We start from the raw sequence: 16,650 nt of genomic DNA, 5'->3' as shown, positions 1-16,650 counted from the left end.
GGGGGGGGGGGGGGGGTGGGGCTGTTGTACCCGCCCCCGCGCCCGGCCCCCGCGCCCCCACGACCGCTTCCAGCCCTTCGGGACGGACCGGGCGCGGCGCGTGCTGGCGTTTCTGAAATCGGCCGGCGTGCCGGCGTCCGACCGTCGCGCCTGGCCGCTCGTGTGCAGCGGCGAGCGCGTGCTGTGGGTGACCGGCCTTCGGCCGGACGACGCCTTCCGCGCCAGCCCCGGTGCGCAACGGGTCCTGGTGCTGCAGTGGCGCCCGGATCGCCCGTGAAGAGGCCGAAGTTGCCGGTCGAATTCGGCGCGTGCTAAACTTGCAGAGATTCCGTTCCCATTTAAGGAGGACGACGGTTTGAACCGTGCGCGCCTACGCACGGGGCTGATCTACCTCGTCATCGTGGGGCTCGTGATCGTCCTCGGCCTGCTCGTCGGACCCAAGGGCCCGCAGCTGCATACCTACACCTACTCCACGTTCATGAACCTCGTAGAGTCCGGCCGCGTCGACTCGGTCGACATTTCGGCGGACGGCCGCCACATCAGCGGGCGGCTCAAGGATGGAGCGGCGTTTGAGGTCAACGTTCCGGAGGGCGCGCAGGAGATGACCATCTCCGCGCTGCGCGCCAAGGGGGTTCTCATCACAGCGGAGCGCCCCACCGAGACGCCGTGGTACGGCGCGCTGCTCTCGTCCATCATCCCCGTGTTGCTCGTGATCGTGGCGTTCTTTTTCATTCTTCAGCAGACGCAGGGCGGCGGCAACCGCGTCATGCAGTTCGGCAAGGCGCGCGTCCGCCTGCACCAGGACGACCCGAAACGGCGCGTCACGTTCGACGATGTCGCCGGCCTGGACGAGGCCAAGGAGGAACTCGCGGAGATCGTCGACTTCCTCAAGCACCCCAAGCGCTACGCGCAGCTCGGCGCGCGCATTCCCAAAGGGGTGCTGCTCTACGGCGCGCCCGGCACGGGCAAGACGCTTCTCGCGCGCGCGGTGGCGGGCGAGGCCGGCGTGCCCTTCTTCAGCATCAGCGGTTCCGACTTCGTGGAGATGTTCGTCGGCGTCGGCGCCTCGCGGGTCAGGGACCTTTTTGAGACGGCCAAGAAGAACGCGCCCTGCATCGTCTTCATCGACGAGATCGACGCGGTCGGCCGCCAGCGCGGCGCCGGCTACGGCGGCGGCCACGACGAGCGCGAGCAGACGTTGAACCAGCTGCTCGTGGAGATGGACGGCTTCAACGCGAACGAGGGCATCATCGTCATCGCCGCGACGAACCGCCCGGACGTGCTCGACCCGGCCCTCCTCCGGCCGGGCCGCTTCGACCGCCAGATCGTCGTCGACCGGCCCGACCTTCGCGGGCGCGAGGCCATCCTCAAGGTGCACATGCGGAACAAGCCCGTCGACGAGTCGGTCGACCCGACCGTGCTCGCCCGCCGCACGCCGGGCTTCACGGGCGCCGACCTCGAAAACATGGTCAACGAGGCGGCGCTCCTGGCGGCGCGGCGGAACCAGAAGAAGATCACGATGGAGAATCTCGAGGAGGCGATCGACCGCATCGTCGCCGGCGGTCCCGCCCGGCGGAGCCGCATCATCAGCGAGCAGGAGAAGAAGGTCGTGGCCTACCACGAGGCCGGCCACGCCATCGTGGGGAAGCTCCTGCCGGACTTCGACCCGGTCCACAAGGTGACCATCGTGCCGCGCGGGCCGGCGCTGGGCGTCACGATGCAGCTGCCCCTCGAGGACCGCTACCTCATCTCCAAGTCCCAGATCCTCAACCAGGTCACGTACGCCCTGGCCGGGAGGGCCGCGGAAGAGATCGTCTTCGGCGAGGTCACGAGCGGCGCGAGCGACGACATGGAACGCTCCACGAAGCTCGTGCGGCGCATGATCACCGAATTCGGCATGAGCGACGAGCTCGGCCCCATGACCTTCGGGAACAGGATCGACAATCCGTTCCTCGGCCGCGATCTCACGCGCGACCGCAGCTACAGCGAGGAGGTCGCCGCCGCGATCGACCGCGAGGTCGCGGAGGTCATCAACGAGGCGTACGCGCGCGCCAAGTCGATCCTCCAAGAGCACCGCGAGCAGCTTGACGAATTGGCCCACCGCCTCCTGGAGAAGGAGACCGTGGAGGGGCCCGAACTGGACGAGATCGTGCGGGGTGGAGTCCGACAGGCGAGATGACGAGCGAGTGGCGTCTCAGCCGCACCCTGCGGCGCAAGATCCCCGGAGCGGTCGACGGCGTCATGCGCGTGCTGGAGCTGGCCGGGCACCCCGCGTACATCGCGGGCGCCTCGTCGAGGGACCTGCTTTTCGGCCGGCAGCCGGACGCGTGGGAGATCGCCACGGACGCCGTGCCCCGCAAGGTGCTGGCCATATTTCCGGGGGCGGAGCCGCTCACCCCGTTCGTCACGGCCGTCCCCGCGGCCGGAGCGACGGTGCGGGTGGCCACCTACCGCATGGACGCCGACCCCTCCCAGGGGCCGGACCTGCCGCGCTTTGCGCCGCACATCTACGTCGACCTCGCCCACCGCGACTTCACCATCGAGGCCGTCGCCATCTCCCGGCGAGGGCAGCTCGAGGACCCGTTCCAGGGCTATCCGGACGTCCTGCACCGGCGCCTGCGGGCGGTGGGGGAGCCGGAGATCCGCTTCCGGGAGCGCCCGTCCCGCATGTTGCGCGCCATTTCGCTGGCCGCGGAATTCAACCTGAACTATCACCGCCCGCTGCTGTTTTCGCTGCAGGCCCTGCGGCAGCTCGTCGACTCCGTCCCGGCTGACGTCATCCGCGAGGAGTGGACGCGCATGCTGCTCAGCGGCCGGCCGGCCTACGCCATGGAAGCGCTTCTGCGCACCGGCATCCTCCACCGGTTCTGCCCCGAAGTGGCGGGCCTCGCCCCGCGCGCCTCGGGCGAGGCGGCGGAGACGGCGGTGTGGGATCACACGATGCGCGTGCTCGAAGCCGTGCCGCCCCTGTTGGAGCTGCGGCTCGCGGCCCTGTTCCACGACGCGGCGCGGGCCGCCGGCAGCTCGAAGCGCGCGTCCGAACGCGGGTTTCGCGCGGCGATGGCCGCCCGCGGCGCGCTGCGTCGCCTCGGCTTCGCCGAGGACGTCGTCGCCGCGGTGGAGGGCGTCGTGCGTCACCACGAGGAATTGGTCCGCGGCAGCGGCCTTCCGGCCGCGCGCTGGCAGAGGTGGGCGGACCGCGTCGGACCGCGCGTGGCCGGGCTCGTGCTGGCGTTCCGGCGCGCGCACCTGGCCGTCGAGCCCTCGGCCATCGAGGCGGCCGCCTGGCAGCAGGCCATCGCCGCGCTTGGCGGCGAACCGGGGGTAGGCGTCACGGATGGCGTCGCGAATGGGAAGGCTATGTCCGCGTCCCGCGGACGCTGAGCGGAGGGGGAGCGTGCCTTGACGCAGAGCTTCGTGCGCGTGGCGCTTGGCGACGGCGTGACGGCGCACATCCTGACGGCGCCCCGCTTCAAGACGGTCACGCTGTCCGTCTACCTGCACCGGCCCCTGCGGCGCGAAACGGTCACCGCCAACGCGCTCCTGCCCCAGGTCCTCCTGCGGGGCAGCCGCGAGCTCCCCACCCTGGCGGCCCTCGCCCGCCGGCTCGACGAGCTCTTCGGCGCGTCGGTCTCCAGCGGCGCGGAGAAGATCGGCGAGGACCAGGCCATCGCCTTCCACCTGAACGTCGTCGACGACCGCTTCCTGCCCGAGGGCCAAGCGGCGTGGCGCGCCGCCGTGCGCGTGCTGGCCGGCCTCATCCGCGACCCGCTCCTGGAAGGCGGCGCCTTCCGTGCGGACTACGTCGAGCAGGAGAAGGCGAACCTCGGCCACCGAATCCAGAGCCTCTACAACGACAAGGCGCGCTACGCGAACATGCGCCTCATCGCGGAGATGTGCGCCGGCGAGCCGTTCGCGCTCCATCCGCTCGGGTTCCGCGAGGATCTTGAGGAACTCGATCCGCGCCGCCTCGTCGAACATCACCGATCGCTGCTCGACGCGGCGCCCGTCGACGTGTTCCTCGTCGGCGGGGAGCGCGCCGAGGACCTGCTTCCGGCCCTGCAGGAGGCGTTCGCGTGGGACCGCGGCGTCCCGGAAGCGCTGCCGCCCACGCGCGCCGGGGAGCCGCCGGCAGAGCCGCGCGTCGTCGTGGAACGCCAGCCGGTCCAGCAGGGCAAGCTGGCCATGGGGTACCGCGCCGGGGTGACCATCGCCGACCCGCTCTACTTCGCGTTCGTGATGTACAACGGCATCCTGGGCGGCTTCGTGCACTCCAAGCTCTTCCGCAACGTGAGGGAGAAGGCGAGCCTCGCGTACTACGCCAGCTCCCACGCCGACGCGCTGAAGGGGATCATGCTCGTCGCGTCCGGCATCGAATCGCGCAACTACGAGCGCGCGGTGGGCATCATCCAGGAGCAGGTGGCGGCCATGGAGCGCGGCGACATCACGGACGACGAGCTCGAGTTCACCCGGCGCGCGCTGATCGAGCGGCTGCGCGCGGCCTCGGACAGCCCGGCGGCGATGATCTCGGGGGCGCTCGCGGAGCGGCTGGGCGGCCGGCCCATGTCCCAGGAGGAGCGGATCGCCGGCATCGAGGCCGTGCGGAAGGACGACGTCGTCGAGGTGGCGCACCGGGTCCGCCTCGACACGATCTTCTTCCTCACGCACCTTGAGGACGACCGCTCGCCCGCCGCGAGCGCGCCCGAACGGGAGGTGACCCGGCCGTGAACGCGTCCGTGGAACGCCTGGAGCGCCTGGGCGAGATCCTGCACCGGACGGAGCTCGACTGCGGCTTGACGGTGCTCGTCCTGCCCAAGCCGGAGTTCACCAAGAAGTTCGCCACGTTCGCGACGCGCTACGGATCCGTGGACCGTCACTTCCGCACGCCGGACGGCGAGGAGCTCGTCGTGCCGGACGGCATCGCGCACTTTCTGGAGCACCAGATGTTCGCGAAGGAGTACGGCGACGCGTTCGACCGCTTCTCCGCGCTGGGCGCGTCCGCGAACGCCTTCACCAGCTACACGTCCACGACGTATCTCTTCTCGTCGGCGTCGCGGTTTTCTGAAGCCTTCGACCTCCTCCTCGACTTCGTCCAGGAGCCGTACTTCACCAAGGCCGGCGTGGACAAGGAGCGCGGCATCATCGAGCAGGAGCTCCGCATGTACGCGGACACGCCGTACTGGCGCCTGTTCCAGCAGTTGCGGGAGTGCCTCTTCGTCCGCCACCCGTTCCGCATCGACATCGGGGGCACGGTCGAGTCCATCGGCCGGATCGACGAGACGCTTCTCCTGCGCTGCTACCGCACGTTCTACCACCCGTCGAACATGGTGGTGTCGGTGGTGGGCGACGTCTCGCCCGAGGACATCGTCGCGCGCGTCCAGGCGAGCCTCGACCGTCACGGCGGCTACGCGCGCAAGAGCGAGATCCAGCGCATCTTCGAGCCCGAACCGGAGCACATCCACGCGCCGCGAGCGGAGGCGCGCATGGCCGTGGCCCGGCCGCTCGTCGCCGTCGGCTTCAAGGACCGGCCGGGGGAGGTGCGGGGAGAGGAGCTCGTGCGCCTGGAGATCCTGTCGTCCATCGTGCTCGACGCCGCGCTGGGCAAGGGGAGCCCGCTCTACGCCCGGCTGTACGAGGCCGGTCTCATCGACCACACGTTCTCCGCGAGCTACCTGCGCGAGGCCACGTTCGGGATGACGGCCGTCTCCGGGGAGACGGACGACCCGGACCGCCTCGTGGCGGCGCTGCGCGAGGGTCTCGCGGCGTTCGCCGAAGCCGGGGTGGACCCGGACGACTTCCACCGCGCGCGCAACCGGCTGTACGGCGAGGCCGTGGCCGATTTCGACTCGCCGGAGTCGATCGCGCACTCGCTCAACCGCGCGCACTTCCTCGACGTCCCCCTGAGGGCGTACTTCGACGCCCTCGAAGCCGCGACGCCCGAGGACGCCTCCGCCCGCGCGAGGGAGATCTTCCGCGACGACGCCCTGGCCGTCTCGATCGTCCTGCCGTCTTCGTGACGCGGGAAGGGCCGGCCGTACGGCGCCGGGGCCCTTCTGCGCTTTCCCGCGCGTCATGCTGCGACGCCCGCCCGAATAGAGTCGCGTAGTCACCCGTTTCGAGGTGGTTGCGCGTGAAGCTGTGGAGCCTGCGCGGGCGGGCCGTCCGTCTTGTCCTCGTTCTTTGCGCGGGCCTCGCCGTCGCCGCGCTGTTCGTGCGCCCGGTGCGCGTGGAATCGTACGAGCCGGTCCAGCTGGCCCGCCTGCCCTGGGGGCCGGAGGGGGTCCAGGTGGCGAGCCCCGGCAGCGGGCGCCGCATGGGTCCGCGGTCCTTCGCCGTGTCCCAGGATGGCTCGCTGCTGATCGCCGACACGTTCGCCGGCCGGATCCTCGTCCTCTCCCCGGACGGGCGCGCCGTGCAGGCGCTGACGCCGCGCGGCAGAGGCGGCGCTCCGGTTCGCGTCGACGACCTGGCACCCGCGCCGCGCGACCGCCTGTTCGTCGCGGACCACGCCGCGCGCGCCGTGTGGGAGGTGTCCCCGGACGGCACCGCCGTGCCCTACTATGAAGTCGACGCGTCCGGCCTTCGCGGCTGGGCGGTGCAGGGGCTGGCCGTCGACCCGGAAGGCCGCCCGGTGATCGACGCCGTGTTCCTGACGTCGTCGAGCTACGAGCGAGAGATCCGCCGTCTGGAGGAGGACGAGGCCGGCGTGGTGCTGGCGCGGCAGGTCGTCGACGAGCGCGGTCCCCGCCTGGACGAGGGCCGGGCGGCCCTGCCGGACGCGGTCGAGTCGATCGGCCTCGGCAACGATGGCCGGCTGTACGCGCTGTCGGCCGAAGGCAGCGCCTTCACCCGCGTCATCCACGTCTTCGGCGCGGACGGGCGACCGCTGCGCACCCTTCGCGTGCAGACGCGGAACGAGCTTCGACAGGGACAGATCCTGGGACTGGACCGCTGGGGCGGGCTGTACGTCGGGCTGAACCTCGGCTCCCCGGACGGCCAGATCGTCAAGATCGACGCGCAGGGCCGCGCCCGGTGGTCGACCCCCGCGCCGGTGGCGGCCGACCAGCCGGCGCTGGGAGCCTACGCTCGCGTCGACGCCGACGGCGACCTGTACCTGCTGACCCCGGCCGCCGACGGCCTGCACGTGCAGAAGCTGGCGCGCCACGCGCGCTGGGCGCTGCAGGCCCGCTGACGGGCGCGCCGCCGGCCCGCCGCGCGCGGGAGGCGCCGCGGGCGCAATGGTGAGGAAATGAGGGACGCGAAGCTGGACAAGCCATCGACAGGACTGGAATTCCGCTGGGGCGAGCGCACGTACGTCATGGGCATCCTGAACGTCACGCCGGACTCGTTCTCGGACGGGGGCCGGTATCTGGATCCCGCCGCGGCCCTGGCGCACGCGCGGCAGATGGTGGCCGACGGGGCCGACATCATCGACGTCGGCGGCGAATCGACGGCGCCGGGCGCGGAACCGGTGCCGCTGGAAGAAGAGCTGGCGCGCGTGCTGCCGGTGATCGAGGCGCTGGCGGCGGAGCTTCCGGTGCCGATCTCCGTCGACACCTACAAGGCGGAGGTGGCGCGGCGGGCCGTCGCCGCCGGCGCCCGCATCGTCAACGACGTCCGCGCGCTGCGCGGCGATCCGGACATGGCCGCGGCGGTGGCGGAGACGGGTGCCCACGTGATCCTCCTGCACCACGGGGAGCCGCGCGACGGCGGGGACGTGACGGACATGCTGCTGCGCGACTTCGAGGAGATGGTCGCGCGGGCGGAGCGCGCCGGCATCTCGCGTGAGAAGATCTGGCTCGACCCCGGCTTCGGGTTCGGGAAGGGCGCGGAGACGAACCTGGCGCTCACGCGGGAGCTTGCCGCCCTCCGCGCCCTGGGCCGGCCGCTCGTCTACGGCCCCTCGCGCAAGCGCACACTGGGGCTCGTCACGGGACTGCCCGCGGCGGAGCGCGACGAAGCGACGGCCGGCCTGGCCGCGCTGGCCGCGACGCAGGGGGCGGACGTCGTCCGCGTGCACAACGTCCGGATGACGTCGAGGGCCGTGCGCATGGTCGACGCCGTCTGCCGCGGCTGGCCGGCTCCCCTCTCCGACGCCATCCGCCTCACCGGCATGCGCTTCGTCGCCGACCACGGCGCCTACCCGGAGGAGCGCGGCGCGCCCCAGCCGTTCGTCGTCGACGTGCGGCTGTACGGCGACTGGCGACGCGCCGCGGGGAGTGACGACCTCGCCCAGGCCGTGGACTACGCCGCCGTCTGGCGGGAGGTGGCGGCCGTGGTGGAGGGGCCGCGCCACAACCTCCTGGAGTCGCTGGCCGAGGCGATCGCCGCGCGGCTTCTGGCGCGGTTCCCGGTTTCTCGCGCGTGGGTGCGCGTGCACAAGCCCCGCGCGCCTCTCGGCGGCCCGGTGAACGACGTCGCCGTGGAGGTGGTCCGTTCCCGTGACCGGTAGCCCCTCCCTGCGCGCGTACCTGGGCCTCGGCTCGAACCTCGGGCGGCGGGAGGCGTACCTGGCGGCGGCCGCCGCGCGCCTGACGGCCTGCGGAGTGCGCGTGACCGCGGTCTCGCGCGTCTACGAAACGCGCCCGCAAGACGTGGACGCGCCGCAGCCCGACTTCCTCAACGCGGTCGTCGAGGTCGAGTGGGACGGGGAGCCGGAAGCGCTGCTGCGGCTGGCGCTGGACGTGGAGGCGCTGTACGGCCGCGTGCGGCCCGCACAAGGGAGCGCGCGCGGGCCGGCGCCGAGGACGCTGGACATCGACCTGCTGCTGGTCGCCGGTGCCGGGGATGCCCTCGTTCTGCGGGCGGGACCCGAGTTGACCCTGCCGCACCCGCGGCTCCGCGACCGCGCCTTCGCCCTGCGGCCGCTGTTGGACGTCGTTCCGCCGGAACCGGCGGCGGGCTGGCTCGGCGCCGATATCGCGCGGCGCGCGGAGGAGCTCGCGGCGGTCCAGGGCGTGCGCGAGTGGGGCCCGTTTCCGGACTGGGAACCGGACGCGTACACACCCGGGTCGCTCGCGCCGGCGACGCCGCCGCGCCACGTCGGCACGGCCTTCCGTTGCCTGGCCGCCACCGGCTCGACGAACGACGTCGCGCGGGAGTGGGCCGCCGCCGGCGCGCCGGCCGGCGCGGTCGTCGTGGCCGACGCCCAGACGCGCGGCCGCGGCCGGCGCCGCCCGGGCTGGCACACGCCGCCCGGCGGCGCGCTCGCGCTGTCCCTGGTGCTGCGGCCCGCGTGGCCGGCCGGGCGGCTCACGCTCCTGCCCCTCGCGGCGGGCGTGGCCGTGGCGCGCGCCGCCGGGCGCGCCGCGGCCGTGCGCTGCGGGTTGAAGTGGCCCAACGACGTCCTCGTGCGCGGGCGCAAGCTCGCCGGCATCCTCGTCGAGGTCCTCGGCCCCGATCCGGCCGCAGCCGGCGTGGTCCTCGGCATCGGCGTGAACCTGAACCTGCCGCTTCACCGCTTCCCGCCGGACGTGCGCGAGCGCGCGACGTCGCTCCTGCACGAGTCCGGCGGGCCCGTCCGCCGGCCCGCGTTCGCCCGGGAGCTGCTCTCGGAACTCGACGTCTGGATCGACGCCCTCGACCGCGAACCGGACGCCGTCCTCGCCGCCTGGCGAGGGCTCTCCGTGACGCTGGGCCGCGAGGTGGAGGTGGTCCACGGCGCGGAAACGGTGCGCGGCAAGGCGGTCGACGTCGACGCGACGGGCGCCCTGATCCTCGAGACGGCCTCCGGGGAGCGGCGGCTCGTCGCCGGCGAGGTCACGGCGTGACCAGCATGTTGTCGATCAGGCGCGCCCGCCCGAAGTAGCACGCGACGGCCAGGAGGACCGGCCCGTCGATGACGTCGACGTCCGCGAGGGTATCCGGGTCGACGACTTCCGCGTAGTCCAGCCGCGCGTGCGGCGCCGCGGCGATGGTGTCTCGCAGGAACGAGCGGATCCGCCCCGCGTCCCGCTCACCGTCGCGGATCATGGCCGCGGCCTGGGAGAGGGTGCGGTAGAGCACGGGCGCGGCGGCGCGCTCGTCGGGCGTGAGGTAGGCGTTGCGGGAGCTCATCGCGAGACCGTCCGGCTCGCGAACGATCGGCGCCACGCGGATCTCGACCGGGATGTTCAGGTCCCGCACCATGCGCCGGATGATGAGCGCCTGCTGGTAGTCCTTCTGGCCGAAGTACGCCCGGTCCGGCGCGACGATGTGAAAGAGCTTCGAGACCACGGTGGTGACGCCGTCGAAGTGCGTCGGCCGGGAGCGCCCGCACAGGACGGCGTTCAGGCCGCGCACCGACACGATGGTGCGGTGGGCCTCCGGCCCGTCGGGGTACATCTCGGCGTCGTCGGGCGCGAAGAGCACGTCCACGCCGGTCTCGCCGGCCATGCGCACGTCGCGCTCGAAGTCCCGAGGGTACTGGGCCAGGTCCTCCGTGGGCGCAAACTGCAGCGGGTTCACGTACAGGCTCACGACCGTGAACCCGTTCTCCGACACGGACTTTCGCATCAGCGACAGGTGCCCCTCGTGGAAGTAGCCCATCGTGGGCACGAAGCCCACCGTGAGCCCCTTCCCGCGCGCTTCGGCCACCGCCGCCCGCACGTCCGCGATGGTGCGCACCACCTTCACGCGCGCTCGTCCTCCCCCCGCAGCTCGGCCTGCAGCTTCCGCCACTCCTCGTCCTTCATGGAGTATCGCTCCGTCTCGGCCGGATAGGCGCCCCCGCGCACGTCCTCCGCGTACCGCCGCAGCGCGTCCGTCACGACCTCGCGGACATTCGCGTACGCGCGCACGAACTTCGCCGGCGTCCCGAACGAGTAGCCGACGAGGTCGTGAAACACGAGCACCTGCCCGTCGCAGCCCGCGCCCGCGCCGATGCCGATCGTCGGGATGCGCAGCCGGCGCGTGATCTCCCCGGCCAGCTGCCACGGAACGGCCTCCAGCACGAGGCTGTACGCGCCCGCGTCCTGCAGCGCGAGGGCGTCGTGCAGCAGCCTCCGCGCCGCCTCGGCCGACCGGCCCTGCACGCGGTAGCCGCCCAGCTGGTGCACCGATTGCGGCGTCAGGCCGATGTGCGCCATCACGGGAATGCCGGCTTCCACGAGGCGGCGCACCGTCGGCGCGTAGGCCTCGCCGCCCTCGAGCTTGACCGAATGGGCCCCGCCTTCTTGCACGAGCCGCGCGGCGTTGCGCAGCGCCTCCTCGGCCGAGACCTGGTACGTCATGAAGGGCATGTCGCACACGACGTGCGCCGAGCCCTTCGCCCGCGTCACGGCGCTCACGTGGCGGAGCATGTCCTCCAGCCGCACGGGGATCGTCGTGTCGTAGCCCAGCACCACGTTGCCCAGGGAGTCGCCGACGAGGATGATGTCCACGCCGGCGTCCTGCGCGCACTGGGCGGACGGGAAATCGTAGGCGGTCACCATGACGATGCGTTCCCCGCGCGCCTTCATCTGTTGCAGATCGTGAACCGTCTTGGCGCTCACGCGCGTTCACCTTCTTCGTCGGGATTGGCGCCCGTGGAGCGGGCCGGGGCGGGCGGCAGAAGGTCCTCGATGGCATCGAGGTCCGCCTCTCCCGGGCTGCGCGCGCTGGCGCGCGCCTGCCGCCGGGCCAGCCCCACGGTGTAGCGGGCGAGCGCGACGTACAGGTCAAGCAGTTCCGGTTCCGCGCCCGCGAGCGCCTTGAGGTGGGCGGCGACGGTCGCCGCGTCGCCCCGCGCGATGGGTCCCGTCAACGCCGCCACCGGGCCGAGCGACGCCGCGTTCTCAAGCGCCGAACGCGCCAGGCCGGCCACGGCCGCGCGCGTCTCCTCTTCCGGCAGGCCCGCGCGCGCGAGAATCCGCTCCGCGGCGTCCATGAGCGCGACGACATAATTCGCCGCGATGCACGCCGCGGCGTGGTAGGCGGCCTTGTCGTCCGAACGGACGCGCCCCCAACGGGCTCCCAGGTCCTCGAGCCAACGCCCGACGACCTCCACGGCCTCCTCGTCGCCCTCCAGGGTGAACCGCAGGCCCCTGAGCGACGCCGGCGCCGTCCCGGCGATGCTGAACAGCGGGTGCAGCGAGGCCACGGACAGCCCGCGGGCGCGCGCGCGCCGGAGGAGGCCCGCGCTCCAGGCGCCGCTGGTGTGCGTCGCCATCCGGGCGCCGCGATACGCGCCCGCCTCGTCCAGGCGGCGGTCGACCTCCGCGATGGCGTCGTCCCGCACGGCCAGGAACCACCAGTCGACGCGCGGGAGCGAATCCGGGCCGGCCGGAGCCTCTGGCGGGAGCCCGGCCGCGACCGGGCCGCCGGGCAGCGCTCCGGCCAGCGCCGCCGCGCGCTCCGGCCGCCGGCTCAGGACGACGGCCACCTCGTGGCCGGCCGCGACCAAGTGCGGAGCGAGCGCGTGCGCGACCCGGCCGGCACCGGCGATGCCGACACGCAAGGAAGCGGGAGCGTGCACACGGGATCCCCCTCGCGCGCGCGTCGCGCACAATCTAGGAGCATCGTAGATCAATGGTAAGGATGCCCACAAGTCGGCCGCGGGGCGACCGTTCCCGCCGGTGGACATTTGCTGTACAATGCCGACGCACAGCCCATGGGCCGGAGGAATACCCATGCAAACCATGCAGATTCTGAGCATTGGACAGATTGAAGAGGGCCAGGATCACATTCTCCTTCTTAAGGAAACGGACGGTCCGCGCATCCTGCCCATGGTGATCGGCCCGTACGAGGCTGCCTCCATCGCTCTGGGCATGGAGCGCGCCGCCGCGCCGCGCCCGCTGACGCACGACCTGCTCCTCCACGTCATCGGACGTCTCGGCGGGGAACTGCAACGTGTCGTCATCCATGACGTGCGCAATGAAACTTATATTTGCCAGCTTGAAATTCAAACTGAACGCGGAATCCTCGAAATCGACTGCCGCCCGAGTGACGCCATCGCCGTCGCGGTGCGGGCAGGTGTGCCGATCATCGTGACCGAAGATGTACTGGAGGCGTCGGCCGTCGTCCCGGATGAGGACTGACGGCTGGAGCGCCGGAATCGGGGTGGGCGTCGCTTGGCCGGCCATTTCGCGTTTCTGCTGCACCCTCTGGACGTTTCCGACGTGGCCAGGAAGTTCCCGTTCCTCGAACGTCACGTGCCCGGGCGCTGGCTTGAGGCCATCATGCCGTACGCGCCGCCGATCTACACGTCGCACATCACCGGCATCCGCTCGCCGCACAACACGGCGGAGGGGCACTTCATCTCCGTGCCGCTCACGCCGCGGCTCATGCTCGGGCTGCCGGAGCGCCAGGTGTTGAGGAAGCTCATCGCCGCCGGCCGCATGGCCGAGAGGCTGGGCGCCCGCATCCTGGGGCTGGGCGCCTTCACGGCCGTCGTGGGCAACGCCGGCCGCGACCTCGCCGACGCGCTCGACATCGCCGTCACCACCGGGAACAGCTACACGGCCGCCACGGGGATCGAAGCCCTCGGCCTCGGCGCGGAGGCGATGGGCATCCGCCTGGAGGAGGCGGAGGCCGCCATCGTCGGCGCCACCGGCTCCATCGGACGCGTGTGCGCCCTGCTTCTCGCGCCGCGCGTGCGAAACCTCACGCTCGTCGGCCGCGACGAACAAAAGCTTGAAGTCCTTGCGGAGGAGGTGCTGCGGGAGACCGGCGTGCAGGCGCGCATTTCCACGGACCTGCACCAGGCGCTCATCCGTGCGGACGCAGCCATCACCGTCTCCAGCGCCATCGACGCCATCGTCCACCCGGAGGATCTCAAGCCCGGCGCCGTCATCTGCGACATCGCCCGGCCGCGCGACGTCTCCAGGCTCGTCGCCGAGAAGCGCGACGACGTCCTCGTGATCGAGGGCGGCATCGTCGAGGTTCCGGGCGACGTCGACTTCCACTTCAACTTCGGCCTGCCGGAACGAATGTGCCTCGCCTGCATGGCGGAGACGATGATGCTCGCGCTTGAGGAACGGTACGAGGACTACACGCTGGGCCGCGACTATTCGCTGGAGAAGGTCGAGGAGACGATGGCGCTCGCCCGCAAGCACGGCTTCCGCGTCGCGGGCCTGCGGAGCTTCGAACGGGCCCTTTCGGACGACGAGGTGGCGCGCATCCGCGCCAACGCCATGCGGAAGAGGGCCGCGCTCGCGGCGGCGGCCGGCTCTTGACACCGCCCGCGGGGCGTTCCATAATCGTTCCGATTTTTGGGGAGCGGCGCGTCTCCGTCGATCGCATACCGTAGGCAGGCGGGATACATCCTGATTGGCGGCCCCGTCGGGCTTTTTCTTTTGTCTTCGCATACCGCGTACGGACTGACGGGCGCCGCCGGATGGGAGATTGTGCGATGTCGGATCAGGAACAGGAACTGCTGCTCACCGCGGAAGGCCTGAAGAAGCTCGAAGAAGAGCTCGAGCATCTGAAGTCCGTGCGTCGCCGCGAAGTCGCGGAGCGCATCAAGGTCGCGCGCGACTTCGGCGACCTTTCGGAAAACTCGGAGTACGAAGAGGCGAAGAACGAGCAGGCGTTCGTCGAGGGTCGCATCATGACCCTCGAAAAGCTCCTGCGCAACGCCCGCATCGTGGCGGAGGACGAGGTGAACCCGTCGGAGGTCAACCTCGGTTCCCGGGTTCGCTTGCGTGACGTCGAAACCGGCGAGGAGATGGAGTACACCATCGTCGGCTCGAATGAGGCCGATCCCGCCCAGCTGCGAATTTCGTACCAGTCGCCCGTCGGCCAGGCCGTGTTCGGCCACCGCGCCGGCGACGTCGTCGAGGTTCGCCTGCCCGGCGGCGTGGCCCGCTACGAGATCCTGAAGGTGGAGCGGTGAGGCGTGGCCGAGAGCGAAGTGACCCGCGCGCGCCGTGAAAAGCTCCGGGCGCTGCGCGCGCTCGGCATCGACCCGTTCGGGTCACGTTACGAGACGACGGCCCACGCCCAGGACATCCACGAGCGCTACGCCGAGATGGAAGGCCGCGAGGTGCGCGTCGCGGGCCGTCTGATGGCGCTTCGCGTCCACGGGAAGGCCGCGTTCGCGGACCTGCAGGACCGCACCGGCCGCGTCCAGCTCTATATGCGGGCCGACGTCACGGACGGCTTCGACACGCTCCTCCCGCTGCTCGATCTCGGCGACATCGTCGGCGCCCGTGGCGCCGTGATGCGGACCCGGCGCGGCGAGGACAGCGTCGAAGTCCGCGAGCTCACGCTTCTCACGAAGTCGCTGCGGCCGCTCCCCGAAAAATGGCACGGTCTGAAGGACGTCGACCGCCGCTACCGGCAGCGTTACCTCGACCTGATCGTCAATCCCGGCGTGCGGTCGACGTTCATCGCGCGCTCGCGCATCATCCGGGAGATGCGCGCGTTCCTGGACGAGCGCGGCTTCATCGAGGTGGAGACGCCGGTGCTCACGCCCCTCGCCGGCGGCGCCCACGCGCGCCCGTTCGTCACGCACCACAACGCCCTGGACATGCCGCTCTACCTTCGAATCGCGGTCGAGCTCTACCTAAAGCGCCTGATCGTCGGCGGGCTGGAGCGCGTGTACGAGATCGGCCGCGTCTTCCGCAACGAGGGCGTGTCCACGCGCCACAACCCCGAGTTCACCATGATGGAGTGCTACCAGGCGTTCGCCGACTACGAGGACATCATGGAGCTCACCGAGTCCATGGTGGCGCGGATTGCCGAGCGCGTCACCGGCTCCCCGCGCGTCCGCTACGGCGACGTCGAAATCGACTTCACCCCGCCGTGGCGGCGCCTCTCGATGATCGACGCGCTGGAGCGGAAAGGCGTCCGCCTCGCCGACATGCCGGATGACGAATCCGCCCGCCGCCTCGCGCGCTCCCTTGGCGTGCACGTCGACGGGAACGCCACGCGCGGCAAGGTCATCGACGAGCTGGTGAGCGAGCTCGTCCAGCCGGAACTGGTCCAGCCGACGTTCCTTCTGGATCATCCCACGGAGATCTCGCCGCTCGCCATGCGCAAGCGGGACAACCCGGAGCTGACCTATCGCTTCGAGGCCATCGTCAACGGGATGGAGCTCGGCAACGCCTTCACGGAGCTCAACGACCCCGATGACCAGCGCGAGCGCTTCGAGCGGCAGATGGAAGACCGGCGCAAGGGCGACCTCGAATCGCCGGAGCTCGACGAGGACTTCCTCAGGGCGCTGGAATACGGCATGCCGCCCACCGGCGGGCTGGGCATCGGCGTCGACCGGCTTGTGATGCTGCTCACCAACTCGCCGTCCATCCGCGACGTCATCTTGTTTCCGCTCATGCGGCCTCTTCCGCAAGAGAACGAAGACGAGGCCGACGAAGAAGAAGCAGAAGAGGAAGTCTGAGGCGGAGCGTCCAGCGCCGCCTGACGGGGCTGCCACTGCGACCACATGTTGCAGTGTTGCGGCCCTTTTTGCGCGGTGCTATAGTTTCAAATCGCGGCCGATCGTCACGCCACGAACGGCGCCGGTCGCTGCGGAACATCGAGCCGGCGCATTCTCGCGAATGCGCGTCGCGATGGCCACAACTTCGATTGACCCACCGTGTCGTGGGTGATATGATTAAAAACCGCCGGACGCCAGACGGCGCCGGAACGGCAGATCCGATCCTTGAAAACTGAACAGCGTGAGAGAGCGAGGCGGCCCTTGAACCGGTGCCGGTTCGGCGAAGGCCGATGGGCATCGGGAGAGATGGAAGTCAT

Annotated in this window: 15 protein-coding genes; 12 read left to right on the top strand and 3 right to left on the bottom strand. The window is 71.2% G+C overall.

All coding sequences use genetic code 11. From position 1 onward, the window contains the following. The 8 genes from IRZ18_04455 to IRZ18_04420 all read left to right on the top strand — a co-directional run. A partial coding sequence (locus tag IRZ18_04455; GenBank protein MBX5476359.1) for a hypothetical protein occupies positions 1 to 277 on the top strand: 277 nt, incomplete at its 5' end. Positions 278 to 355: 78 nt separating this feature from the next. Next, a complete protein-coding gene (gene ftsH, locus IRZ18_04450) occupies positions 356 to 2,179 on the top strand; it encodes an ATP-dependent zinc metalloprotease FtsH (GenBank protein MBX5476358.1) in 1,824 nt (607 codons plus the stop codon). Continuing rightward, positions 2,176 to 3,384: a CCA tRNA nucleotidyltransferase gene (locus tag IRZ18_04445; GenBank protein MBX5476357.1), complete on the top strand. Its 1,209-nt coding sequence runs from the start codon at positions 2,176 to 2,178 to the stop codon at positions 3,382 to 3,384. Before ftsH ends, IRZ18_04445 begins: the two co-directional genes overlap by 4 nt. Before the next feature lie 18 nt (positions 3,385 to 3,402). Further along, complete coding sequence (locus IRZ18_04440) at positions 3,403 to 4,728, top strand: insulinase family protein (GenBank protein ID MBX5476356.1); 1,326 nt, start codon at positions 3,403 to 3,405, stop codon at positions 4,726 to 4,728. Next, positions 4,725 to 6,017: an insulinase family protein gene (locus tag IRZ18_04435; protein MBX5476355.1), complete on the top strand. Its 1,293-nt coding sequence runs from the start codon at positions 4,725 to 4,727 to the stop codon at positions 6,015 to 6,017. Before IRZ18_04440 ends, IRZ18_04435 begins: the two co-directional genes overlap by 4 nt. A 113-nt stretch (positions 6,018 to 6,130) precedes the next feature. After that, positions 6,131 to 7,192 (top strand): hypothetical protein, encoded by a 1,062-nt coding sequence (locus IRZ18_04430; protein ID MBX5476354.1) that lies wholly within the window; start codon positions 6,131 to 6,133, stop codon positions 7,190 to 7,192. 57 nt (positions 7,193 to 7,249) lie between these two features. Continuing rightward, on the top strand, positions 7,250 to 8,452 hold the full coding sequence (gene folP, locus IRZ18_04425; GenBank protein MBX5476353.1) for a dihydropteroate synthase: 1,203 nt from the start codon (positions 7,250 to 7,252) through the stop codon (positions 8,450 to 8,452). Next, positions 8,442 to 9,770 carry a biotin--[acetyl-CoA-carboxylase] ligase gene (locus IRZ18_04420; GenBank protein ID MBX5476352.1) on the top strand — a complete coding sequence of 443 codons (1,329 nt, stop codon included), beginning with the start codon at positions 8,442 to 8,444 and terminating at the stop codon, positions 9,768 to 9,770. Before folP ends, IRZ18_04420 begins: the two co-directional genes overlap by 11 nt. On the opposite strand, the gene IRZ18_04415 is transcribed toward IRZ18_04420, so the two are convergent. From IRZ18_04415 to IRZ18_04405, 3 genes are read right to left on the bottom strand one after another with little or no spacing between them, the layout of a single operon-like run. Continuing rightward, positions 9,760 to 10,614: a pantoate--beta-alanine ligase gene (locus IRZ18_04415; GenBank protein MBX5476351.1), complete on the bottom strand. Its 855-nt coding sequence runs from the start codon at positions 10,612 to 10,614 to the stop codon at positions 9,760 to 9,762. The genes IRZ18_04420 and IRZ18_04415 overlap by 11 nt on opposite strands. Beyond that, positions 10,611 to 11,438: a 3-methyl-2-oxobutanoate hydroxymethyltransferase gene (panB, locus tag IRZ18_04410; GenBank protein MBX5476350.1), complete on the bottom strand. Its 828-nt coding sequence runs from the start codon at positions 11,436 to 11,438 to the stop codon at positions 10,611 to 10,613. Before panB ends, IRZ18_04415 begins: the two co-directional genes overlap by 4 nt. A gap of 29 nt (positions 11,439 to 11,467) precedes the next feature. Continuing rightward, complete coding sequence (locus IRZ18_04405; GenBank protein MBX5476349.1) at positions 11,468 to 12,433, bottom strand: DUF2520 domain-containing protein; 966 nt, start codon at positions 12,431 to 12,433, stop codon at positions 11,468 to 11,470. A 154-nt stretch (positions 12,434 to 12,587) separates the two neighbouring features. Here IRZ18_04405 and IRZ18_04400 point away from each other — a divergent pair, with 154 nt between their 5' ends. The 4 genes from IRZ18_04400 to lysS all read left to right on the top strand — a co-directional run bounded on the left by IRZ18_04400 (position 12,588) and on the right by lysS (position 16,294). Then, positions 12,588 to 12,995, top strand: a complete 408-nt coding sequence (locus IRZ18_04400; protein ID MBX5476348.1) for a bifunctional nuclease family protein — start codon at positions 12,588 to 12,590, stop codon at positions 12,993 to 12,995. Positions 12,996 to 13,028: 33 nt separating this feature from the next. Continuing rightward, positions 13,029 to 14,132, top strand: a complete 1,104-nt coding sequence (locus IRZ18_04395) for a shikimate dehydrogenase (GenBank protein MBX5476347.1) — start codon at positions 13,029 to 13,031, stop codon at positions 14,130 to 14,132. A gap of 176 nt (positions 14,133 to 14,308) precedes the next feature. Further along, positions 14,309 to 14,791: a transcription elongation factor GreA gene (gene greA, locus IRZ18_04390; protein ID MBX5476346.1), complete on the top strand. Its 483-nt coding sequence runs from the start codon at positions 14,309 to 14,311 to the stop codon at positions 14,789 to 14,791. Positions 14,792 to 14,794: 3 nt separating this feature from the next. Then, positions 14,795 to 16,294: a lysine--tRNA ligase gene (gene lysS / locus IRZ18_04385; protein MBX5476345.1), complete on the top strand. Its 1,500-nt coding sequence runs from the start codon at positions 14,795 to 14,797 to the stop codon at positions 16,292 to 16,294. Positions 16,295 to 16,650 lie beyond the last annotated feature (356 nt).

It is taken from the genome of Clostridia bacterium (assembly GCA_019683875.1).
Classification (GTDB): domain Bacteria; phylum Bacillota; class Sulfobacillia; order RBS10-35; family Bu92; genus Bu92.
Note: the sequence above shows the minus strand (reverse complement) of the source record. Positions and strands in the feature narration are given on the sequence as shown.

What these genes read in the sequence shown, in the direction of transcription:
- IRZ18_04400 (MBX5476348.1), top strand. Translation starts at nt 12,588, where the DNA reads ATGCAAACCATGCAGATTCTGAGCATTGGACAGATTGAAGAGGGCCAG.
- folP (MBX5476353.1), top strand. Translation starts at nt 7,250, where the DNA reads ATGAGGGACGCGAAGCTGGACAAGCCATCGACAGGACTGGAATTCCGC.
- greA (MBX5476346.1), top strand. Translation starts at nt 14,309, where the DNA reads ATGTCGGATCAGGAACAGGAACTGCTGCTCACCGCGGAAGGCCTGAAG.
- panB (MBX5476350.1), bottom strand. Translation starts at nt 11,438, where the DNA reads ATGAAGGCGCGCGGGGAACGCATCGTCATGGTGACCGCCTACGATTTC.
- IRZ18_04445 (MBX5476357.1), top strand. Translation starts at nt 2,176, where the DNA reads ATGACGAGCGAGTGGCGTCTCAGCCGCACCCTGCGGCGCAAGATCCCC.